The 21109-nt window shown below is 71.1% G+C and carries 25 protein-coding genes; 21 read left to right on the plus strand and 4 right to left on the minus strand.

From position 1 onward, the window contains the following. Window positions 1-209: 209 nt before the first annotated feature. From ASE20_RS26015 to ASE20_RS10840, 16 genes are all read left to right on the plus strand, one after another. Window positions 210-740 carry a flagellar hook-length control protein FliK gene (locus tag ASE20_RS26015; RefSeq protein ID WP_414858376.1) on the plus strand — a complete coding sequence of 177 codons (531 nt, stop codon included), beginning with the start codon at window positions 210-212 and terminating at the stop codon, window positions 738-740. Between the two features lie 10 nt (window positions 741-750). Beyond that, window positions 751-1200, plus strand: a complete 450-nt coding sequence (locus ASE20_RS10770) for a flagellar hook assembly protein FlgD (protein WP_056894560.1) — start codon at window positions 751-753, stop codon at window positions 1198-1200. Window positions 1201-1241: 41 nt separating this feature from the next. After that, window positions 1242-2090 carry a flagellar hook-basal body complex protein gene (locus tag ASE20_RS10775; RefSeq protein WP_056894561.1) on the plus strand — a complete coding sequence of 283 codons (849 nt, stop codon included), beginning with the start codon at window positions 1242-1244 and terminating at the stop codon, window positions 2088-2090. 149 nt (window positions 2091-2239) lie between these two features. Beyond that, complete coding sequence (locus tag ASE20_RS10780) at window positions 2240-2551, plus strand: flagellar FlbD family protein (protein WP_056895147.1); 312 nt, start codon at window positions 2240-2242, stop codon at window positions 2549-2551. Then, window positions 2548-3318, plus strand: a complete 771-nt coding sequence (locus tag ASE20_RS10785) for a motility protein A (protein WP_056894562.1) — start codon at window positions 2548-2550, stop codon at window positions 3316-3318. Before ASE20_RS10780 ends, ASE20_RS10785 begins: the two co-directional genes overlap by 4 nt. Then, window positions 3318-4334: a flagellar motor protein MotB gene (locus tag ASE20_RS10790; protein WP_056894563.1), complete on the plus strand. Its 1017-nt coding sequence runs from the start codon at window positions 3318-3320 to the stop codon at window positions 4332-4334. Before ASE20_RS10785 ends, ASE20_RS10790 begins: the two co-directional genes overlap by 1 nt. Continuing rightward, the gene (gene fliL / locus ASE20_RS10795; protein WP_225869077.1) at window positions 4331-4771 is read left to right on the plus strand and encodes a flagellar basal body-associated protein FliL; all 441 of its coding nucleotides are present in this window, start codon (window positions 4331-4333) and stop codon (window positions 4769-4771) included. The genes ASE20_RS10790 and fliL overlap by 4 nt, the downstream gene beginning before the upstream one ends. Window positions 4772-4900: 129 nt before the next feature. Then, complete coding sequence (locus ASE20_RS10800) at window positions 4901-5827, plus strand: flagellar motor switch protein FliM (RefSeq protein ID WP_225869078.1); 927 nt, start codon at window positions 4901-4903, stop codon at window positions 5825-5827. Then, entirely contained in the window at window positions 5824-6624 is an 801-nt protein-coding gene (gene fliN, locus ASE20_RS10805) for a flagellar motor switch protein FliN (RefSeq protein ID WP_056894565.1), read from the plus strand. The genes ASE20_RS10800 and fliN overlap by 4 nt, the downstream gene beginning before the upstream one ends. Before the next feature lie 8 nt (window positions 6625-6632). Further along, window positions 6633-7103, plus strand: a complete 471-nt coding sequence (locus ASE20_RS10810; RefSeq protein WP_056894566.1) for a flagellar biosynthetic protein FliO — start codon at window positions 6633-6635, stop codon at window positions 7101-7103. Further along, window positions 7100-7849: a flagellar type III secretion system pore protein FliP gene (gene fliP, locus ASE20_RS10815; RefSeq protein ID WP_056894567.1), complete on the plus strand. Its 750-nt coding sequence runs from the start codon at window positions 7100-7102 to the stop codon at window positions 7847-7849. The genes ASE20_RS10810 and fliP overlap by 4 nt, the downstream gene beginning before the upstream one ends. Before the next feature lies 1 nt (window position 7850). Further along, on the plus strand, window positions 7851-8120 hold the full coding sequence (locus ASE20_RS10820) for a flagellar biosynthetic protein FliQ (protein WP_056894568.1): 270 nt from the start codon (window positions 7851-7853) through the stop codon (window positions 8118-8120). A gap of 6 nt (window positions 8121-8126) precedes the next feature. After that, a complete protein-coding gene (locus ASE20_RS10825) occupies window positions 8127-8891 on the plus strand; it encodes a flagellar biosynthetic protein FliR (protein ID WP_056894569.1) in 765 nt (254 codons plus the stop codon). A 3-nt stretch (window positions 8892-8894) separates the two neighbouring features. Beyond that, the gene (locus ASE20_RS10830; protein WP_056894570.1) at window positions 8895-10028 is read left to right on the plus strand and encodes a flagellar biosynthesis protein FlhB; all 1134 of its coding nucleotides are present in this window, start codon (window positions 8895-8897) and stop codon (window positions 10026-10028) included. Between the two features lie 180 nt (window positions 10029-10208). Continuing rightward, complete coding sequence (gene flhA, locus ASE20_RS10835) at window positions 10209-12275, plus strand: flagellar biosynthesis protein FlhA (RefSeq protein WP_056894571.1); 2067 nt, start codon at window positions 10209-10211, stop codon at window positions 12273-12275. Continuing rightward, window positions 12275-12526, plus strand: a complete 252-nt coding sequence (locus ASE20_RS10840; protein ID WP_056894572.1) for a hypothetical protein — start codon at window positions 12275-12277, stop codon at window positions 12524-12526. Before flhA ends, ASE20_RS10840 begins: the two co-directional genes overlap by 1 nt. Here ASE20_RS10840 and ASE20_RS10845 read toward each other — a convergent pair. Continuing rightward, the gene (locus ASE20_RS10845) at window positions 12507-14072 is read right to left on the minus strand and encodes a GAF domain-containing sensor histidine kinase (RefSeq protein ID WP_056894573.1); all 1566 of its coding nucleotides are present in this window, start codon (window positions 14070-14072) and stop codon (window positions 12507-12509) included. The two genes, ASE20_RS10840 and ASE20_RS10845, sit on opposite strands and share 20 nt — an antisense overlap. A 140-nt stretch (window positions 14073-14212) precedes the next feature. After that, window positions 14213-14653, minus strand: a complete 441-nt coding sequence (locus tag ASE20_RS10850; protein WP_157538494.1) for a PaaI family thioesterase — start codon at window positions 14651-14653, stop codon at window positions 14213-14215. Window positions 14654-14801: 148 nt separating this feature from the next. Between ASE20_RS10850 and ASE20_RS10855 the strand changes: the two genes are divergently transcribed. The 5 genes from ASE20_RS10855 (at window position 14802) to ASE20_RS25275 (ending at window position 17770) form a co-directional block, all read left to right on the plus strand. Beyond that, window positions 14802-16169, plus strand: coding sequence for a DUF445 domain-containing protein (locus tag ASE20_RS10855; RefSeq protein ID WP_056894575.1), 1368 nt, complete (start codon window positions 14802-14804; stop codon window positions 16167-16169). Window positions 16170-16210: 41 nt separating this feature from the next. Beyond that, entirely contained in the window at window positions 16211-16459 is a 249-nt protein-coding gene (locus ASE20_RS10860; RefSeq protein ID WP_056894576.1) for a hypothetical protein, read from the plus strand. 60 nt (window positions 16460-16519) lie between these two features. Continuing rightward, window positions 16520-17068: a polyhydroxyalkanoate synthesis regulator DNA-binding domain-containing protein gene (locus ASE20_RS10865; RefSeq protein WP_056894577.1), complete on the plus strand. Its 549-nt coding sequence runs from the start codon at window positions 16520-16522 to the stop codon at window positions 17066-17068. A 106-nt stretch (window positions 17069-17174) separates the two neighbouring features. Beyond that, a complete protein-coding gene (locus tag ASE20_RS24710; RefSeq protein WP_056894578.1) occupies window positions 17175-17411 on the plus strand; it encodes a hypothetical protein in 237 nt (78 codons plus the stop codon). Continuing rightward, a complete protein-coding gene (locus ASE20_RS25275) occupies window positions 17408-17770 on the plus strand; it encodes a hypothetical protein (RefSeq protein ID WP_056894579.1) in 363 nt (120 codons plus the stop codon). The genes ASE20_RS24710 and ASE20_RS25275 overlap by 4 nt, the downstream gene beginning before the upstream one ends. Before the next feature lie 92 nt (window positions 17771-17862). On the opposite strand, the gene ASE20_RS10880 is transcribed toward ASE20_RS25275, so the two are convergent. After that, a complete protein-coding gene (locus ASE20_RS10880) occupies window positions 17863-18696 on the minus strand; it encodes an alpha/beta fold hydrolase (RefSeq protein WP_200954845.1) in 834 nt (277 codons plus the stop codon). A 107-nt stretch (window positions 18697-18803) separates the two neighbouring features. Beyond that, window positions 18804-20918: an MMPL family transporter gene (locus ASE20_RS10885; protein WP_056894581.1), complete on the minus strand. Its 2115-nt coding sequence runs from the start codon at window positions 20916-20918 to the stop codon at window positions 18804-18806. Window positions 20919-21109 lie beyond the last annotated feature (191 nt).

The raw sequence follows: 21109 nt of genomic DNA on the forward strand, positions 1-21109 counted from the left end.
ACATCTCAACCACCGGGGAGGTCGTCGACGGCGCTCCTCACACCTCGACCACCGAGAAGTCGGCGCCGGCGCCGGACCCGACGCAGGCCCCGCCCCCGTCGCCCGGCCCGCCCGGCCTGCCCGGCCTGCCCGCCCTCGGACCCACGGCCACCGCCGCACCCGTCCTCGACCTGACGCCCGAGGCGGTGGGCAAGGCCGTGGTGCAGCAGGTGTTCCCGGAGGTCACCCGGCTCGCGTCCACCGCCGGCAACGGCACCCACCGGATCACGCTCACCCTCCAGCCCGAGCAGCTCGGGGAGGTCCGGGTGACGCTGGTGGTCCGCGACGGCTCCGTGCACGTCCGGCTGGCCGGCGGTGCCGGGGTCGACGGGGTCGACGGCGCCGCCGTGCACCGGGCCCTGGCCGGCGGCGCCCCTGAGCTGCAGCGGCTGCTGGAGCGCACCGGGGCCGAGGCGCGGGTCAGCGTGCGCGACCCGTTCGCGGCCGCACTGCCCACGGTCACCGGGCCGGCCTCGAGCACCGCACCGCAGCCGGTCCTGCCGACGGCCAGCGGACAGCCCGGGTTCCAGACCGGCCCCGACGCGCAGTCCCGCTCGGACCCGCAGGCCCGCCACGACGGGCAGTCCGCCCGCGAGCAGCCCGCGCGGGACCAGCCCCGCCAGCACCAGCCGCGGCCCTCCGCGTACCCCGTCGACCACGTCCCCGTCCCTGCCACCGGTCGTCTCGACCGCACTGTCTGAGGAGGCACCCATGTCCGTCGGATCCACCGAGGCCGTCACGTACGGCGTCACCGGCCACGCCAGCACCGGGTCGACCACGTCGACCGCCACGAGCGCCGACAAGAACATGTTCCTCGAGCTCATGGTCACGCAGATGAAGTACCAGGACCCGATGAACCCCACGGACTCCTCGCAGATGCTCGCGCAGACGGCTCAGTTCACGTCGTTGGAGAAGCTCGAGGCCATCTCGGACCAGAACGCGATGCTCATCAGCACCCAGCTGGCCTTCGGCGCCACGTCGATGATCGGCCAGACCGTGCGCTGGTACGACAAGGACGGCGTCGAGCAGAGCGGCACCGTCCAGGGGACGACCTACATGGGCACCGGTCCGGTGCTCAGCGTCGACGGCCAGCAGGTCGCCATCACCGACGTCGTCAGCGTCGGCGACGCCCCCACCATCAAGCCGCCCACCACCGCCTGATCCACCCGATCGACCCAGCTCAACCGAGAAGGAGAACCACCATGCTTCGTTCGCTCTTCGCCGGCATCTCCGGCCTCCGCGTCAACCAGACCATGCTCGACGTGACCGGCAACAACATCGCCAACGCCAACACCACGGGCTTCAAGGCGAGCACCACCGTCTTCTCCGACACGCTCAGCCAGATGCTGACCGCGGCCTCGGGCGGCAACGCCGAGCGCGGCGGCACCAACCCGATCCAGATCGGCCTGGGTGTCCAGCTCGCGGCGACCTCGACCAACTTCGGCCAGGGCTCGGCACAGCTGACCGGCCGGACGACCGACGTGATGCTGAACGGCGACGGCTTCTTCGTGCTCCGCGACGGCGCCGAGAACGTCTACACCCGCGCCGGAGCGTTCACCTTCGACCAGACCGGCGTGCTCGTCGCACCGAGCGGCATGCGCGTCCAGGGCTACGCGCTCGACGGCGCCGGCCTGCCCACGGGCGGGCCGATCGACGTCGACCTCCACCTGATCGACGGCACCCTGCCGCCCGGGACCGAGCTCACGTCGTACTCGATCGGTGCCGACGGCAAGGTCCGCGGTGTCTTCTCCGACGGCGTGCAGCGCGACATCTGCCAGCTCGCCGTGGCCGACTTCACCAACCCGATGGGCCTGGAGAAGATCGGTGACACGACCTTCCGCGAGTCCGCCAACTCGGGCGCGGTCCAGCTCGGCATCGCCGGCCAGGGCCAGCGTGGCCAGATCCAGGCCGGGGCACTGGAGATGTCGAACGTCGACCTGTCGGCCGAGTTCACCAACCTGATCCTCGCGCAGCGCGGCTTCCAGGCCAGCTCGCGCGTCATCACCACGAGCGACCAGGTGCTCGAGGAGCTCGTCAACATCAAGCGCTGACCATCCCGCTCCCGTCGTCCCTGACGAATCTGTCGCGACACGCCGGTGGACACGACCAAAACGTCAGGTACGACGGGGGACGGCCGATGGGAGCGGCGGAGTGCCACGGACGGCACGACCGCACGAACCACGCACACGGAGGTGCCGCGGTGATCTCGTTGACCCGACTGTCGGGGACCACGTTCCTGCTGAACGCTGACCTCGTCGAACGCGTGGACTGCACGCCCGACACCGTGGTGACCCTCGTGGACGGCACGAAGTACCTCGTGTCCGAGTCCCTCGACGAGGTGCTGGCCGCGGTGGTCGACTACCGCGCCTCCATCGTCGCCCGCGCCGCCCTGCCCGACGCGGCCACGCTGCCGCCGGTACGGGCCCGGGCGACCCGGCTCTCCGCCGTTCCCCTGCCCGACCGCGGCTCGCCCCGGCGCGGCCCCGACCGCCAGCGAGGAGTGACCCCGTGAAGGACATCGCCACCCCGGTCGGGATCGGCCTCGGCCTGGTGATCATCGTCGTCGCCAACGTGCTCGAGGGCGGCAACCCGATGAGCCTGATCCTGCTGCCGCCCATGCTCCTCGTCCTCGGTACGACGGTCATGGTCACCGTGGCCGGCGGCACGATGGCCGACGCGAAGGCCGCGATCAAGAACATCAAGCGCGCGATCAGCGGCGCGGTCGAGCCGGCCGACACCCTGGTCCCCCAGGTCGTCACCCTCGCCGAGCGGGCCCGCCGCGAGGGCCTCCTCGCGCTCGAGGACAGCCTGCGCGAGATCGACGACCCGTTCCTCGTCAAGGGCGTCACCATGGCCATCGACGGCACCGACCCGGAGGACGTCCGGGACATCCTCGAGGCGGAGCTGCGCGCCAAGAAGCGCGACGACAAGCAGGCCGCGAAGTTCTTCAGCGACGCCGGCGGCTACGCCCCGACGATCGGCATCATCGGCACCGTCATGGGCCTGGTGCACGTGCTGGAGAACCTCGCCTCCCCCGAGGAGCTCGGCCACCTGATCGCCGGCGCCTTCGTCGCCACCCTGTGGGGCGTGATGTCCGCCAACGTCGTGTGGCTGCCGATCGCCAGCCGGCTCAAGCGCCTCGGCGAGCTCGAGTGCGCCCGCATGGAGCTGGCGATCGAGGGCGTCTCGGCCATCCAGTCCGGCGCCAACCCGCGCCTGGTCGCGGAGAAGCTGCGCTCGCTGCTGCCCACGGGCACGGCCGAGCAGGAGGCCGCCTGATGTCCGCCGCCAAGTCGAAGGGGCACCCGCCCCGCCGGCGCCACCACGACGACGAGCACGACGAGCACCACGTCGACGAGCGGTGGCTGGTCACCTACGCCGACATGGTCACCCTGCTGATGGTGCTGTTCATCGTCATGTTCGCGATGTCGACCGTCGACGAGAAGAAGTACGCCCAGCTCAAGGACGGCCTCGCCGAGGGCTTCGGCCGCGAGCAGTCGATCCTCTCCGGGGCCAGCCCGGTCTCCAACGCCAAGGGCGCGAACGACCCGGGTGAGGCGTCGTACCAGATGCTGCTGGCCCAGGTCCCCGAGAACCAGCGCGAGACGGTCACCAGGATCCTCAAGGAGTCCGACCGGCTCCGCAACGAGCGCGCGTATGGCGACGCGAAGGCCGAGGTCGACCGGCTCCTGAAGGTGTGGCAGCAGATCGACCGCGCCCTGCGCCGGGAGGGCCTGCGCGAGGATGTCCGCGCCACCATCGACGACCGCGGGCTCGTCGTCAGCCTGGTCTCGGAGCATGTCGTCTTCAACGCGAACGTCGCCGAGCTGACCGACCGCGGGCGCCGGGTGGTCGACACCCTCGCCCCCGTGCTGAAGCTGCTGAGCGAGCCCATCGAGGTCGACGGCCACACCAACCAGGAGAAGGTGAAGCCGAAGTTCTACCCGACCGACTGGGAGCTCTCGCTCGCCCGCGCCGCCCACGTACTGCGCCGGCTCGAGGAGGTGCACGGCATCCGCGCCGGACGTCTGCGCGCCACCGGGTTCGGCCACACCAAGCCGCTGGTCGACCCGGCCCGCGCCGGCTCCCAGAAGGTCAACAAGCGCGTCGACATCGTCGTGCTGAGCCAGGCGCCGGCCGAGACCCGTGCCCTGATGGGCGACGCCTACGACGAGGTACGACGCGAGGCCGGCCTCGACGACCCCGACGTCGGTGCCGCCAGCACGCACACCCCCACCTCCGGCGCCGATGCGGCCGCCCGTCCCGCCCCCCTCCGACGAGAGGACCTCCCGTGAGCACCACGATCGCCCCCAACCAGGCCGCCCCGGCCGTCGAGTCGCCGCCCGGCAAGGGCAAGGGGAAGACCCTGATCGTCGGCGTCCTCGCGCTCGCGATCGCGGCCGGCGCCGGCTGGTACTTCTTCCTCAAGCCGTCCGGGTCCAAGGAGCCGGAGCCCGGCGAGGTGGTGCCGCTCGAGGCGATCCAGGTCAACCTCGCGAGCGGCCACTACCTCCGCCTGGGCATGGCCCTGCAGCTCACCACCAGCGCCCACGAGGCCGACGGCAGCAAGGCGCTCGACGCCGCGATCACCGTGTTCAGCGGCCTCTCGGTCAGCGAGGTCAACAACACCAAGACCCGCGGGCACCTCAAGGACGAGCTGGAGACCGAGCTCGACCACCTGTACCACGGTGACGTGATGGGGGTGTACTTCACCGAGTTCGTCACCCAGTAGCCCGGCTCCGACCGCCGCACCCGGGACCGTCCCCGGGACCCTGCGTAGTCCGTTCGGGTCACGGGACCCTGACCGCTCGCCGCGGCCGCGACCCCTCAGGTGGCCTCCCGCTGCGACGATGGGTGCTGCGTGACCCTCGCTCCGCAACGGCCCCGGCGCCGTCCGCGCACGACCGAGCCGACGCCGTACGACTTCCGTCGACCGATCCAGCTCAGCCGCGAACACCAGCGCACGCTGCAGCTGGGCTTCGACGGCTTCGCGCGCCAGGCGACGACGGTCTTCACCAGTTCGCTGCGCACCGTCTGCACCGTCGCGCTCGTCGGGATCGAGCAGCGCACCTATGCGGAGTACGTCGACAGCCTCGGCCCGTCGACCTACATGACGCTGTTCTCCGCCGACCCCATGCCCGGCACCGGCGTGCTGGAGATCCCGCTGTTCGCGACGATGTCCTGCCTCGACCACATGCTCGGCGGGCCCGGCTCCGACGAGCAGCCCGACCGCCCGCTGACCGAGATCGAGGACGGGGTCTTCAGCGGCCTCGTCGAGCGGCTGCTCGGGGAGATGCGCTACTCGCTCGAGGGCCTCGTGGCGCTCGAGCCGACGATCACCGGCATCGAGTACAGCCCCCAGTTCGCGCAGGTCGCGGCCGCTGCCGACGTGATGGTCGTGGTCTCCCTCGAGCTCAAGATCGGCGAGCAGGCACACCGGATGTCGGTCTGCCTGCCGTTCAGCGGCCTGCTCCCCCACCTGACCAACGCCTCCGGCAGCGGCGCGATGTCCGACCGCGAGCGCGCCCAGCGCGCCGAGTCGGCCCAGCTGCTGCAGGAGCAGTTCAACCGGGTTCCCGTCTCGGTGGCGGTGCGCTTCCGGCCGATCACGCTCGACCCCGGCGTCCTCGCCGCGCTCGAGCCCGGCTCGGTCGTGCGGCTGAGCCACCCCGCGTCGGCCCCGCTCGACGTCACCGTCGCCGGCAACACCTTCGCCCACGCCACCCCCGGAGCCCGCGGCCAGCGCCTGGCCGCACTCATCGTCACCACGCCCGAGGAGAACTCATGACCGACGCCACCCCCGCGCTCGCCGAAGCCGTCGCGGAGGCCGCTGCCGCCGTGCTGCCCTCGGTCAGCCCGCTCGTCCTCGGGCCGGTGCAGCCGGGCTCCCCGCACGTCGCCGCGGCCTTCGCCGGTGGCGCCGTCGCCGAGCTCGACGGCGGGGTCCCCGGTGTGGTCGTGGTCCTCGTCGGCAACGAGCTGGTGGACGCGCTCGCGTCCAGCCCGCTCGGCGGTCTCGACGTCGCCGCCGCCGTGCAGCCCGCGCTCGACGCCGCGGCCCACCGGCTCGGCGCCCGTGCCCGCAGCGCCGCCACCGTCGACCTCGGGGCCGACGACTTCGACATCGCCGCCCTGCTCGGCGGCGAGTTCAGCACCGTGCCGCTGATCGGCACCGGCATCGCCGCCGCCGTGCTGGTCCCTGCCGCCACGCTCGCCGGCGCCAAGGACCCGATCACCGAGACCGACCCTGCGCCCGCCGCCGCCGACGCCGTGGCCGCCGCGGTGATCGACGAGCCCTTCGTCCCGGCGTTCGGGCAGGCGCCCGCGCCCGTCGTACCACGGGGGCTGGAGCTGCTCCACGGTGTCGACATGGAGGTGACCGTCGAGCTGGGCCGGACCCGGATGACGGTCCGCGACCTGCTCGCGCTGACCCCCGGCGCCGTGCTCGAGCTGGACCGCGCCGCCGGCAGCCCGGCCGACCTGCTGGTCAACGGCCGGCTCGTCGCGCGCGGCGAGGTCGTCGTCGTCGACGAGGACTTCGGCCTGCGCGTCACCGAGATCCTCGACGCCGCCAAGACCGCCTGAGCACCGCCGTGATCGCCCTGTCCGCCTCCGACCCGAGCATCGGGGCCCTGGCCTTCCGGCTGCTGGGCTCGCTCGCCGTCGTCGTCGGGCTGCTCCTGCTGATCGCGCGCTGCGTGAACCGTCGCTTCAAGACCCCCGCGGGTGCGGCCATCCAGGTCGTGCACCGCCAGGCCCTCGGCCGCGGGCAGGGCGTCGCCGTCGTGTCCGTCGGCACCCGGGTGCTCGTGCTGGGCACCACCGAGCAGCAGGTCACCCTGCTCGCCGAGGTGGAGCCCGACGAGGTCGGCCTCGACGTGCTCGCGGACGGCGGCCTCGGCCCGATCGGGGTCGTTCCCGACGCCGACACCGACGCCGATGCCGAGACCGCCGCGCCGGCCCCACGCCGTACGACGGCCACCGGACCCCTCGCCGGCTCGATCCTCTCGGCCGACACCTGGAAGCAGACCCTCGCCGCCGTCACCGGACGGCGCGCGTCGTGACCCTCGTCCACCAGCTCGCGCTCGCCGTGGTGGCGCCGGGCGGCCCCAACGGACCGACCGGCCCCGGTGGCGGCGGCAGCGTGCAGATCGACCTGACGGGGCTGACCGACAAGCCCAGCAACAGCCTGGTCGTCTTCCTCTCGCTGACGCTGATCAGCCTGCTGCCCGCGATCGTGCTGACCTGCACCAGCTTCACGAAGATCCTCGTGGTGCTCGGCCTGACCCGCAACGCGCTGGGCCTGCAGCAGACACCGAACAACCAGGTGCTCGCCGGGCTCGCGCTCTTCCTGAGCCTGTTCATCATGGCGCCGGTCCTCGGCGACATCAACGACGCCGGCGTGCAGCCCTACCTGGACGGCGCGAAGAACACCTCGCAGGCCTTCCACGACGGGATGGAGCCGCTGCGCGGCTTCATGCTCGACAACACCGACGACGAGGAGCTGATGCTCCTCACCAACGTCGCGGACCGCAAGCTGCCCGAGAAGCGCGAGGAGGTCTCGACCGCGACGCTGATCCCGGCCTTCGTGCTCTCGGAGCTCAAGGACGCCTTCATCATCGGGTTCATCGTCTTCATCCCGTTCCTCGTCATCGACATCGTCGTGAGCGGGGCGCTGATGAGCCTCGGCATGATGATGATGCCGCCGGTGATGGTGTCGTTGCCGTTCAAGCTCCTGCTGTTCGTGATGGTCGACGGGTGGGCGTTGGTCATCAAGTCGCTCGTCGCGTCGTACGGCGGGAGTGGTTAGGGTGACCGACACCGCGATCATCGAGATCGCCCTCAAGACGATGCTGGTGGCGCTGAAGCTCTCCGCACCGATCCTCGCGACCTCGCTCGTGATCGGCTTCGCGATCTCGCTCTTCCAGTCGATGACGCAGATCCAGGAGTTCACGCTCGCCTTCGTGCCCAAGCTGGTCGGCGTCGGCGTCGCCCTGCTGTTCTGCGGGAACTGGATGCTGCACACGCTGATGGCGTTCACCGCCGAGCTCTTCCAGCTGCTGCCGGACCTCCTGGTCTAGGGCGTCGTGGTCCTGTCCGTCGACGGCGCATCGCTGATCGCGCTGCTGCTCGCGTCGGTACGCGTGGTGGCGTGGCTGGCCGTCGTACCGCCGTTCTCGAGCCGGGGCATCCCGGCCATGGCGAAGGTGATCCTCTCGCTCGGGCTGTGCCTGGCCGTCACGCCGGTGCTCGCCGAGCAGGACCTGCCCATGACGACGTTCGCGCTGATGACGGCGACCGCGGCACAGGCGCTGATCGGCCTCGCGATGGGCTACGTCACGATGCTGCTGTTCGCCGCGGTCGGCGCCGCCGGCTCGCTGATCGACCTCTTCGGCGGCTTCGCGCTGGCGGCCGCGTGGGACCCGCTCGGCATGAACATGAACACCGTCTTCGGCCGCTTCCACCAGATGCTGGCGACCGTGCTGCTGCTCGTGTCCGGCGGCCACCTGCTGGTGATCGGCGGCCTGCTGAGCACCTTCCGCTACCTGCCGCTGAACGGGATGCCCGACATCTCGAGCTGGGAGGGCGTGCTGGTCACGGCGTTCTCGATGTTCTTCACCGTCGCCGTCCAGATGGCGCTGCCGATGATCGCGGTGCTCTTCGTCGCCGACCTCGCGCTCGCACTGCTGACGAAGGTGGCGCCGCAGCTCAACGCGCTCAACGTGATGTTCCCGGCCAAGGTGGGGCTGACGCTGCTGCTGCTCGGGATGTCCTTCCCGATGCTGCCGCAGGCGGTCGAGCACCTCGTCGGCCTCGCCAACGAGGCCATGGCGACCATGGCGGGGGCGTGAGCGATGAGCGACCAGGAGAAGACCGAGAAGCCCACACCCAAGCGGAAGAAGCAGGCCCGCAAGGACGGCCAGGTCCCGCGCACGCCCGAGCTCGGCAGCTGGCTCGGGCTGTTCATGGTCACCCTCGCGATGGGCCCGCTCCTGGACCACGAGGGCGATGCGCTGCGCACGATGCTGACCACGCACCTGCGCGCCGCGCAGGACCCGTCGGTCCCCCTCGCCCTCTCGCTGCTGGGCGATGCTGCCCGCCACGTCTTCCTCACCCTGGTGCTGCTCGGCTCGATGGCGCTCGTCGTCGGCGTGGTCTCGGCGCTCGCGCAGGGCGGCTTCTACCTCTCCCCCAAGCTCGCGAAGCCGGACCCGAAGAAGCTCAACCCGATCCAGGGCGCCAAGCGCGCCTTCGGCATGCACGCCCTGTGGGAGGGCGTGAAGGTGCTGGTCAAGAGCAGCGTCGTGGCACTGATCGCCTGGGGCGCGATCCGCTCGATCATGCCCCTGGTCGGCGGCCTGCTGCCGATCGACAACGTCATCGCCCACGCCACCGCCGAGGTCTCGCACCTGCTGATGACGGTCTCCGTGGCCGGGCTGGCGATGGCTGCCGCCGACTACGCGATGATGCGCCGCAAGATCGGCAAGCAGATCCGGATGAGCCACAGCGAGATCAAGCAGGAGCACAAGCAGGCCGAGGGCGACCCGATGGTCAAGAGCGCCATCCGCAGCCGCCAGCTCGCCGCGGCCCGGAACCGGATGTTCGCCGACGTCGGCACCGCCGACGTCCTGCTGGTCAACCCGACCCACGTCGCCGTCGCCCTCCGCTACGACCCCGAGCGGGGCGCCCCCCGCGTCGTCGCCCGCGGCGCCGGCGCGATCGCCGCCAAGATCCGCGAGCGCGCCGCCGAGGAGCGGGTCCCGCTCGTCCAGGACGTCCCGCTCGCCCGCGCCCTCTACCGCCACTGCCAGGTCGGCCAGGAGATCCCCCGCGAGCTGTGGGCCGCGGTCGCCCAGGTGCTGGCCTTCGTGCTCAGCCGCCGCAACGCCGGCCAGTACGGCGGCGAGCACCGCACCCCCCGTCGTACCGACGAGCTGCCCGAGGTCCTCGCGCACGCCCGGCGCCGGCGGGTGGCCGGCGGTGCATGAATCCCCGCTCAGGCGGGGATTCCCGCGCTTGCTGACGGTTGCAACCGTCACCAACCGCAGGAGAACGTCAGCAACCCCGACACCTCAACCCGGGCGAGAACCGGCCGATGAGCAGGACGGCGCCAGGACGACGCCACTTCGCAGCGCCATGGACGGCCCGTCGAGAGGCTGACCTCGCCCATGCCCAAGTCGCTGACGAAGCTCGGCGTGCCGCTCGGCATCGTGCTCATCGTCGTGATGCTCGTCGTACCGCTGCCGGCGGTGCTGCTCGACCTGCTCATCGCGATGAACATCACCGGCGCGCTGCTCGTCCTGATGGTCGCGATGTTCATCCACAAGCCGCTGGAGTTCGCCGCGTTCCCGTCGGTGATCCTGGTGATGACGCTGTTCCGGCTCGCGCTCAACGTCAGCGCGACCCGGCTCGTCCTGCTCGACGGGTACGCCGGCAAGGTGATCGACACGTTCGGCCACTTCGTCGTCGGCGGGTCGCTGATCGTCGGCCTGATCGTGTTCTCGATCCTGCTGGTCATCCAGTTCGTCGTCATCACCAACGGTGCCGGCCGCGTCGCCGAGGTCGGCGCGCGGTTCACGCTCGACGCGATGCCCGGCAAGCAGATGGCGATCGACGCGGACCTCAACTCGGGCCTCATCGACGAGGAGGAGGCACGGCGGCGGCGGGCCGAGGTGCACGCCGAGGCGGACTTCCACGGTGCGATGGACGGTGCGTCGAAGTTCGTGAAGGGCGACGCGATCGCCGCGATCGTGATCACCCTGGTCAACCTGCTCGGCGGCTTCGCGATCGGCGTCGCGCAGTACGGCATGCCGTTCGGCGACGCGATCAACACCTACTCGCTGCTGTCCATCGGCGACGGCCTGGTCTCGCAGGTCCCCGCCCTGCTCCTGAGCGTCGCGACCGGCCTGATCGTGACCCGCTCGGTCGCCGACTCCGACATGGGCTCCGACATCGTCGGCCAGATCTTCGCCCGCAAGATGCCCCTGCGCGTCGCGGGCTTCGGCGCGCTGGCGCTCTGCATCATCCCGGGCCTGCCGAAGCTGCCCTTCCTCGTGGCCGGCGGCGTCATGCTCGTCGCCGCCAGCCGGATCGACGACGAGGTCGCGGCGGCCACCGCCGCCGACCAGGCCGGTACGGCGGGCGAGCTCGCCGTCTCGCCGGACTCCCCCGAGGCGCTGGTCGCCGAGATCCGCGTCGATCCGCTGGGCCTGGAGCTGTCGGCCGACCTGATCGACCTGGTCGACACCCGCACCGGCGGCGACCTGCTCGACCGGGTGAAGGCGTTGCGGCGCAAGGTGGCCGGCGAGCTCGGCATCGTGATCCCGCCGGTGCGTACCCGCGACAACCTCGAGCTGCCGCCGAACACCTACGCGATCACGCTCTTCGGCGCCGAGGTCGCCCGCGGCGAAGCACCCCGCGGCACCGTCCTCGCCATCGGCGACTTCCTCGGCTCACTGCCCGGGACGCCCACGCAGGAGCCGGTCTTCGGGCTCGAGGCGAAGTGGATCCCGGCGGAGCTGCGGCACCAGGCGGAGATCGGCGGCGCCACCGTCGTCGACCGCGCATCGGTCGTCACCACGCACCTCTCCGAGGTCGTCCACCAGCACGCCAGCCGCCTGCTCGGCCGCGAGGACGTGCGCCTGCTCACCGACATCGTCAAGCGCAGCCACCCCGTCGTGATCGAGGAGCTCACCCCCGTCCAGCTGCCCCTCGGCGAGGTGCAGCGCGTGCTCCGCTCCCTGCTCGAGGAGCGCATCCCGATCCGCGACCTGGTGTCGATCTTCGAGGCGCTGTCGGTCCGCGCCGCGACGTCCAAGGACCACGACGGCCTGGTGGAGGCGGCCCGTGCCGCGCTCGAGCCCTCGCTCGCCAGCCCGTACGTCGTCGACGGCGCCCTGCACGCGATCAGCCTCGAGCCGCTGCTCGAGCAGCAGATGCTCGAGGGGCTGCGGCCCACCGACCAGGGCGCGGTCATCATCCTCGACCCGGACCTCGCCCAACGGGTGCTGCTCGGACTCGTCCAGGCCGCGCAGGCCGCCGAGAACGGCGGGGTCCGGCCGGTCCTCGTGTGCGCGCCCCAGATCCGGTCCGCGGTACGACGCCTCGTGGCACCCGCCGTCGACCGGCTCCCGGTGCTCGCCTACTCCGAGCTGGGTGCGGCCCGTGAGGTCCGCTCCGTCGGGGTGGTCGGCGCCGGCGGCGTCCACCCGGCCCTCGCTGCGGCAGGTGCGTGATGGGCACCCTGCTGGACCTCCGGGTCGTGCTGGTAGCCGCGGTCGTGGCCTCGCCGGCGGCGTACCGGGCGAGCCAGGGGCTGCTCTCCCCGGACCAGGCGATGGCCCGCTTCGTGGCGGTGTTCCTGGCCGTCGCCGCGACGACCGTGCTGGTGCGCGCGGTCTGGCCGCTCGTCGCCGGCACCTCGACGGACACCGGGACGGACGCCGGCGTTCCGGACGGCGAGGAGCTCAGCCCACCGCCGGAATGACCCACTCGAGGGTCGTGCCCTCACCCGGCGCGGACGTCACGGTGACGTGACCACCGAGGTCGGCGGCGCGGGCACGCAGGTTGCCGGTGCCCTGGCCCTTCGACCGCTGCTTCGGGTCGAAGCCCCTGCCGTCGTCGGTGACGCGGACCCGGAACCAGGCCGACGACGCGGTCAGCTCGACGGACACCGACGTGGCGTCGGCATGGCGCATCACGTTCGACAGCGCCTCACGCAGGGTCATCAGGACGTGGGTGCCGGCCTCGGGCACGAGTGCCCGGTCGACGGGTCCGGAGACGCGGAGCACCGGCTGGAAGCCCAGCAGCACGGCGTACTCCCCGAGCAGCGAACGGACCTCGTCGAGCAGAGGACGCCCCGCACCGGTGCCGAGCTCGAAGATCGCCGCGCGCAGCTCCTTGATCGCCACGTCGAGCTCGGTGATCGCGCCGTCCACGCGGGTGCGCAGCTCGGCGACGTCGAGGCCGCGGGCGCCCTGGAGCTGCATGCCGGTGGCGAAGAGGCGCTGGATGACGAGGTCGTGCAGGTCGCGGGCGATCCGGTCGCGGTCCTTGGCGACGAGCAGCTGGGCGCGGTCGCGCAGGGCCTGGTCGCGGTCGAGGATGAGGCCGACCTGGACGGCGGTGACGGCGACGAGGTCGAGCATGATGCCGCGCAGCGACGGGGTCTCGTGGGCCTGGTCGACGATGATCACGCCGGAGCCCGCGAGCCGCGTGTGCACGGGGACGACGAGCGTCGCGCTGCCCGGCCCGACGGGCAGGCGCACCGGCGCCCGGGTGGCGTCGACCTCGCGAATCTGGTCCGCGAGCCGCTCCACCGCCTCGGCCGCGTCGCCCTCGCCGGCCACCTGCCGGATCTCCATCAGGTCGCCGTCGCGGCGCACGTAGGTCACCAGACGCGCGCCGCACAGGTCGCGCAGGGAGACGGCGAGCTCGTCGAGCGCCTCCTGCACACGCAGCGTGCCGGACACGTCGCTGCCGACCTCGGCCGTGCTCGCCACCCAGCGCCGGCGCCACTCGACCTGCTCGAAGGTGCGCGCGTTGTCGATCATCACGCCGGCCGCGCGGGCCAGCGCCTCCACCAGCGCCTGGTCGGTCGCGGTGAACTCCGCCCCGCCGCGCTTGTTGCCGAGGTAGAGGTGCCCGAAGGCCTCGTCGCCGACCATCACCGGCGCCCCGAGGAAGCGGTCGATCATCGGGTGGGCGTGGGGGAACTCGCCGAGGGACTCGGGGTGCGTGGCCACGTGGTCGACCCGGATCGCGCGACGCTCGCGCGGCACCAGGCCGAGCAGGCCGTGGCCCTTCGGCATCATCCCGATCTTGTCGAACTGGTCGGCGACGGCGTCGTTGGGCACCAGGTCGGTGAACTGGCCGTCGTCGTCGACGATGCCCAGCACGCCGTACTCGGCGTCGGTGAGCCGGCACGAGGCCTCGACGATGCGCGACAGCACGCCGCGCAGGTCCAGGTCGGACCCGATCGCGACCATGGCGTCCAGCAGTGCCCGCGCCTCCGGCGGCAGCTCCAGGTCCATCAGTGGCCGATCCCCTCCCACAGCGATCCCTGACAGGCTCAGGCTATCCCCTTTCGGGGGTCAGCGGGCGGCTGACATCCGGGCCATCGGCACCGGGACCTCGGTCCTGAGGCGTCGGGACCCGGTTCTCGGAACCGGCGTCAGAACCTGCGCAGCTGGTAGAGCCCCCGGGTCCGCGCGACGACGGTGCCCTCGGCGTCCACGACCTCGGTGTCGAGGTCGAAGTTCGACTTCCCGTTCTCGGCGGTCTCGGCCAGCACCCGCTCGATCGTCTCGTCCGTCAGCGTCGCGCGGGCCACCACGTCGGTCGTCGCCGGCCGCAGGAAGTCGATGGTCACCTGCTTCACCAGCGGGACCGCCCCCTCGAGCACGAGGGACGTGCTGGCGTAGACGCCGCCGAGGACCTCGGCGACCGAGAACAGCGACCCGGCGTACGACGTCCCGAAGTGGTTGACGTTGGGCGCCGCGGGCAGCCGCGCGGCCACGGTGTTGCGGCCGGCCTCGACGACCTCGAGCTGCATGGCCTCGAAGATCGGGATCATCTTGCGGACGTGCGCGGTGACTTCCTCGGGAGTGCTCACCTCGCGCAATCTAGCGAGGTGGGGACCGTGCCGGACGCACAGCCGCACCCGGCTCGCCTGTCGACCCGAACAGTTACCTGTGACACGCGTCACTGCAATACTCGCCGGATCGGCCTCATGGGGCGGCCGCGGCAGGAGGTTCGCAGACGTGCGCGAATGGTCGGAGATCGTCGAGGACGTCCAGACGAACTGGTGGATCTACGCCGCGATGCCGTTCGTCGCCGGCCTGATCGGCTACTTCACCAAGCTGGTCGCGATCCGCATGATGTTCCGCCCCCACCAGTACAAGGGCATCCGGCCGTTCGGCTGGCAGGGCATCATCCCCCGCCGCGCGGCGCAGATGGTCGAGGTCCTCTGCGAGACCCTCACCGGGCGGCTGGTGTCGACGCAGGACATCGTCAGCAAGGTCGACGGCAAGGAGCTGGCCAAGCGCATCGACCGGCCGTTGCGCAAGGAGATCGCGCGGATCGTCCCGCTGGTCGCGGAGGAGTACCAGCCGGCGATGTGGCGGATGCTGCCCGGGCCCGCACAGGACCTCGTCGTGCAGCGGGCCCAGGACACGGCTGTCGAGCTGGTCCCGAAGCTGGTCAAGAAGATCCAGAAGAACATCGACGACGTCTTCGACCTGCAGGAGATGGTGACGGCCGAGTTCCTCTCAGACCCCGACATCCTCGAGTCGATGTTCCTCGACGTCGGCAAGCTCGAGTTCCAGTTCATCCGGCGCAGCGGACTGATGTTCGGCTTCTTCATCGGCTTCCTGCAGGCCGCCCTCTGGGCCGCCACCCACTCGCCCTTCGTCATGCCGGTCTTCGGCCTGTTCATCGGCTGGTTCACCGACTGGGCCGCACTGCGCCTGATCTTCAACCCGAAGGAGCCGACGAAGTACCTCTTCGGCCTGATCACCTGGCAGGGCCTCTTCCTGAAGCACCGGATCTCGGTCTCGCAGGAGTACGGCACCCTGATCGCCAGCCGCGTGCTCACCTCCGAGCGCGTGGTCCGCAGCATGTTCGCGGGTCCGTCGCGGCAGAAGATGGTCGACCTCGTCGCCCCGCTCATCCAGGACGCGATGCGCGACGAGCTGACCGACATCGAGAAGCACGTACGACGCGAGTTCGGCCGACTCGCCCCACCCGAGCTCGAGGAGCTCGGCGTCGGTGAGCTGACCTTCGGCTCGGTGCTCGGCGTCTTCAGCAACGCCGTCAGCCGGCCGGTGCGTCAGGCCGCCGGCGTCGGCCTCGACATCGCGCAGGTCGGTCCGATGGCGCAGACCACCGCCGAGGAGTTCGTCGCCGTCCTCCCGGACCTGCTGTCGAACTCCTTCGAGTACCTCGACGACCGGCTCCAGATCGAGGCACTGATGTCGGAGAAGATGGCGCAGATGACGCCCGAGCAGTTCGAGGGCGTGCTGCGCCCGGCCTTCCAGGCCGACGAGAAGACCCTGATCGCGGTCGGCGCGGTCCTCGGCTTCCTCGTCGGCGAGCTCCAGGTCTTCCTCGTCGAGCACCTCAGCCGGTGAGCAGCCCCGCTCGCCACCACCCACCCCAGAAGGAGGCCGCCATGGCCAGCAAGAAGAGCAGCAACCAGCAGGTGACCAACTACGTCAGCGGCCTCGTGGACACCACCAAGGGCCTGCTCGACGACCTCACCTCCACCGCCGGCGACCTCGAGAAGAAGGCCAAGAAGGGTGGCAAGAAGGCCGCCAAGGCCGTCGTACCGTCGAAGAAGGACGTCAAGGCGCTCCAGCAGCAGATCAAGGACCTCGGCAAGCAGGCCGAGAAGCTCGCCAAGGTCCGCAAGGCCAAGTGAGCCACCCCTCCGTTCTGCAGTGCGTAGGATGAGCAGCACTGCAGAAGAGGAGGACACCCCATGGGCAAGGACGACCCGCGCCTCATCAAGCGCTACGCCAACCGCAAGCTCTACGACACCGACCTGCGCCAGTTCACCACCCTCGACGACCTCTCCGGCCTGCTCGACAAGGGCATCCGGTTCGTCGTGCGCGACCACGACTCCGGCGACGACCGCACCGACGAGGTGCTCGCCCAGGTGCTCGGCCGCCGCGTCCGCGGCGGCTCCGGCGGCGCCGACCTGCTGTCCGGACTGCTGCGCGCCCCCAGCCAGATCGCCCAGCAGCTGGTGGGCGAGGCCACCGGACTCGGTACGACGGCGCCCGAGCCCGAGGAGCCGACCAAGCCCAAGAAGGCCAAGTCCGGCAAGAAGAAGTCGGGCGCAGCGACGAAGGCGAAGAAGTCCGCGAAGCCGGACGGCAAGGCTGACGAGGTCGAGCGGCAGCAGCAGGAGATCGCCGAGCTGCGCAGCCAGATCTCCGAGCTCACGGCAGCGGTCTCGCTGCTCGTCCAGGAGCGGATCGACGCCCACGAGGCGTCGCCGGACAGCGGTGCCGCCGACGCGGAATGACGCAGCGCGTAGTGACCTGCGCCACAATGCATTGCGTAATAATCTACGCTCTGCGTAATCTTGAGCCATCGGCAGGAACAACCACCTCACACCAAGGAGCAGGACGATGGCGAAGAACAAGAACCAGCAGGTCACCAACTACCTCACCGGTCTGGTCGACACCACCAAGGACCTCCTCGACGACCTCACCTCGACCGCGGGCAAGATCGAGAAGAAGGCCCGCAAGAACGGCAAGAAGGCCACCAAGGCCGTCGTTCCGTCGAAGAAGGACATCAAGGGCGTCCGCGACCAGGTCAAGGACCTGAGCAAGCAGACCCAGAAGCTCGCCAAGGTCGCCAAGTGACCGCCCCGGCCACGAAGGCGCCCGCCCGGAAGGCTCCGGCCAGGAAGGCCCCGGCCGCCACCGCCCCGGCGACCAAGGCCCCGGCCACGAAGGCTCCGGCCAAGAAGGCTCCGGCCAAGAAGTCGAGGAAGAAGTCCGACCGCGTGGTCACCGACTACTTCTCGGGCCTGGTCGACACCACCAAGGACATCCTCGACGACCTGCTGGAGACGGCCGGCGACGTGGAGGAGAAGGCCCGCAAGCGGAGCAAGAAGGCCGCCAAGGCGGTCGTTCCGTCCAAGAAGGACATCAAGGGCGTCCGCGACCAGGTCAAGGACCTGGGCAAGCAGACCCGCAAGCTCGCCAAGATCGGCAAGTGACCCGGGGCCTCACCGCCTGAACGCACGAGCGCCCGGACCGATGCAGACGGTCCGGGCGCTCGACGTGTTCGTGGGCTCTCGCGGGCAGGCGCTCAGGCCACGTCGTACCGGGCCTGGCCCAGGCGCGGGTGGCTCGAGCCCTCGAGCAGCACGTCGACCACGAGGTCCACGTCGTCGACCATCGGCACGTGGCCGCACTTCGGCAGGCTCACGTGCGTCGCGTGCGGCAGCGCCTTGCGGGCGCGCTCGGCCTGGTAGGGCAGCAGCACGAGGTCGCGCGTGCCCCAGGCCACGGTCACCGGGATCGACGGGTCGATCGACCGGTCGAAGGGCTCGCCGCCGTCGATGATCGTCTTCAGGGCGGGCTTCGCGGCCACCAGGCCGTGCACGTCGCCCAGCACGCGCTCGGCGTCGAGGCGACCCCCGTGGGTCATGAGCAGGCCCATCGCGGCGGCGCGTGCGGGCGCCGTCCTCAACAGGGTCGGCGCGATCGGCTCGAGCAGGGTCGCGGCGCCGGTCAGCGCGACGAAGACCGCGCGGATGTAGAGGAAGTCGAGGTTGCCGCGCCAGAAGCCCGCCGGCGCCAGCGTCGTCGCGCTGCTGACGAGGTCGTCGGCCGCCGCCTCGAGGGCGATCCGGCCGCCGAGCGAGTTGCCGGCGATGTGCGGGCGGTCGAGGTCCTGCTCGGCGAAGAAGTCCTCCAGGATGCCGCGGAGCTGGTCCTTGATCGGACGGCCGTCCGGCACCAGGGCCGGGGACTCGCCGTGGCCGGGCAGGTCCAGCAGGATCACCTCGCGGTGCTCGGCCAGCCGGTCGACCACCGGGTACCACGCCTGCCGGCGGTGCCCGATCCCGTGGACCAGGACGAGGGGCTCTCCCGAGCCGATGCGTTCGTGGGCGAGCATGGTGACCTCGATTCCGCGCACCGACGCTGGTGCGACTTTAAGTGCAACTAGTAGTTGCGGATACCGAGAGTAGGTCGGGTGCTAGCTGGGCGCAAGCACCTGTCCCAACGGGAGAGACGTGGCGGGGGTCACACGTCGCGGATCCCGATCCGCCGCTGCAACCGCCGCAACGGACCCGGCGCCCACCAGTTCGCCTCACCCAGCAGACGCATCAGCGCGGGCACCAGCAGGGCGCGCACGATCGTCGCGTCGATGAGGACGCCGAGCGCCATCGCGACCGCGATCTGCTTCATGAAGAACACCGGGCTGACGGCGAAGGCGAGGAACACCACGGCGATCATGACGGCCGCGGCGCTGATGATCCGGCCGGTGCGCGCGACGCCCTGGGCGACCGCCTCCTCATTGGGGAGCCCGTCGTCGTGGAGCTCCTTGATCCGCGCCATGACGAGCACGGCGTAGTCGGTGGCGAGGGCGAAGGTCACCGCGAAGAGGAAGACCAGGCTGGTCACCTCGACGGCGTACGGGCCCGGGTAGTCGAGCAGCTGGGTGCCGACCTTGCGCTCGAAGACGATCACCAGGATGCCGAGGACGGCAGCGAGGGTGAGCGCGTTCATCAACAGGGTCTTGAGCGGCAGCAGCACCGAGCCCGTGAGCAGGAAGATCAGCACGACGATCAGCGCCACGATCAGCGCCACGACGAGCGGCGCGTGCCCGAGGAGGCTGGACTTCTCGTCCATGAAGCGTGCGGTGTTGCCGGACACGAGCAGCTCACCCGGACCGTCGATCCCGCGCACCCCCTCGATCGCGTCCTGGGCGCGACCGTCGAGGGCCGGGGCGTCGAGCACCGCGGTCGTCGACGCGACGTCGGCCCCCACCCGCGCGAACGGCTGGACCGCCTCGACGCCCGGCACGTCCCCGATCCGGCGGGCGTACGACGCCAGCGCGTCATCGCTCACCTCGCCCGTGACCACCAGTGAGGCGGCCTCGGTGAAGGCCCGGCCGTAGTGGTCCTCGAGGTAGCGGTTCACCTCGTACGACTGCTGGCCGGGCGGCACGGCCTGCGCACTCGGGCCGGTCAGGGTCGTGGCCAGCAGCGGTGCCGCGAGCGCGAGGAGGAGGACCGTCGTACCGACGGCGAAGAGGACGGGACGCCGCATCACTGCGTGGGCCAGGCGGAACCAACGGTCCGAGGTTCCGGCCAGGGCCGGCCCGCGACGGACCGACCACAGGTCGATGCGGGGGCCGAGCGCGGCGAGCAGGGCCGGGACGACGACCACGGCCATCACCGCGGAGAGCACGCCGACCACGGCACCGGCGGCCCCGATCGAGTAGAGGAAGCGCTGCGGCATCAGCATCAGCGCCGACATCGCGGCGGCGACGGTGAGCCCCGAGAACAGGCTGGCGCGCCCCGCGGTCGCGACCGCACGGCGGTGCGCCTCGAGGGTGTGGCCGTGGACCTGCACCTCCTCGCGGTGGCGCGGGACCAGCAGCAGGGCGTAGTCGACCGCGAGCCCGAGGCTCAGCGCGGTGGCGATGTTGAGCGCGAACAACGAGGTGTCGACCAGCGCGGCCATGATCCGCAGCGCCAGCAGGGTGCCGAGGATCGAGAGCACACCCAGCAGCAGCGGCACCATCGCCGCGACGACGCTGCGGAACACGACGAGGAGCAGGATCGCGAGCAGTGGGAAGGCGATCAGCTCGGCGCGGGTCAGGTCCTTGCGGGTCTGGTCGTTGACCTCGTTGAAGCCCGGCGCGAAGCCGGCGTACCCGACGTCGAGGAGGTCGGAGCGCACCCGCTCGCGCACCGACTCGTCGGCGAGGCCGCCCTCGTCCTCGAGGTCGGTCGTCGAGAGTTGGGCCGGCAGCACGACGGACGCCCGGTCGCCGGCGACCAGGCCGGGGGTCTCGAACGGGTCCGGCACGTTGCCGACGTACCGCGAGCCGCGCAGCGCCTCGGCCAGTCGCTCGACCTCGTCCCGCACCACCGGGTCCGCCAGGTCGAGCGCGCCGCCCTCCCTGGAACGGATGAGCACGACGAGCCCCGGCTCGGCGCCGTGGCCGAGGGCGTCGTGCACGATCTCCGCCGCCCGCTCGCTCTCGGAGTCGGGGTCGGTGAAGCCCGCGGCCTTGAGGTGGTGCTCGACGTCGTGGCCGAAGAAGCCGGCGACGGCGGCGAACAGCAGGGCGCCCAGCAGGATCGACCGGGGTCGCCGCCAGGTCAGGTCGGCGATGCGACGGAGCATGGCCGGAACCTAGTGGTCACCCCCGTTGATTCGCCAGGTGTCTACGTACCCACAGCACCCACCTCGCCGCGTTGGCGACGCTTGCGAGACGACCCGGTATGGCTGCGCGCCGCCGCCTTGCGATGCACGCACCGTGAGCACGGATACCCCCGACGAATCAACGGGGGTGACCACTAGCCCCCCGCAGACGC

It is taken from the genome of Nocardioides sp. Root240 (genome assembly GCF_001428825.1).
Lineage (GTDB): Bacteria > Actinomycetota > Actinomycetes > Propionibacteriales > Nocardioidaceae > Nocardioides.

Coding starts and splice junctions, on each gene's coding strand:
- ASE20_RS10770 (WP_056894560.1), top strand. CDS start 751: ATGTCCGTCGGATCCACCGAGGCCGTCACGTACGGCGTCACCGGCCAC.
- ASE20_RS10775 (WP_056894561.1), top strand. CDS start 1,242: ATGCTTCGTTCGCTCTTCGCCGGCATCTCCGGCCTCCGCGTCAACCAG.
- ASE20_RS10790 (WP_056894563.1), top strand. CDS start 3,318: ATGTCCGCCGCCAAGTCGAAGGGGCACCCGCCCCGCCGGCGCCACCAC.
- fliN (WP_056894565.1), top strand. CDS start 5,824: ATGACCGACGCCACCCCCGCGCTCGCCGAAGCCGTCGCGGAGGCCGCT.
- ASE20_RS10830 (WP_056894570.1), top strand. CDS start 8,895: ATGAGCGACCAGGAGAAGACCGAGAAGCCCACACCCAAGCGGAAGAAG.
- flhA (WP_056894571.1), top strand. CDS start 10,209: ATGCCCAAGTCGCTGACGAAGCTCGGCGTGCCGCTCGGCATCGTGCTC.
- ASE20_RS10840 (WP_056894572.1), top strand. CDS start 12,275: ATGGGCACCCTGCTGGACCTCCGGGTCGTGCTGGTAGCCGCGGTCGTG.
- ASE20_RS10845 (WP_056894573.1), bottom strand. CDS start 14,072: ATGGACCTGGAGCTGCCGCCGGAGGCGCGGGCACTGCTGGACGCCATG.
- ASE20_RS10860 (WP_056894576.1), top strand. CDS start 16,211: ATGGCCAGCAAGAAGAGCAGCAACCAGCAGGTGACCAACTACGTCAGC.
- ASE20_RS10865 (WP_056894577.1), top strand. CDS start 16,520: ATGGGCAAGGACGACCCGCGCCTCATCAAGCGCTACGCCAACCGCAAG.
- ASE20_RS24710 (WP_056894578.1), top strand. CDS start 17,175: ATGGCGAAGAACAAGAACCAGCAGGTCACCAACTACCTCACCGGTCTG.
- ASE20_RS10885 (WP_056894581.1), bottom strand. CDS start 20,918: ATGCTCCGTCGCATCGCCGACCTGACCTGGCGGCGACCCCGGTCGATC.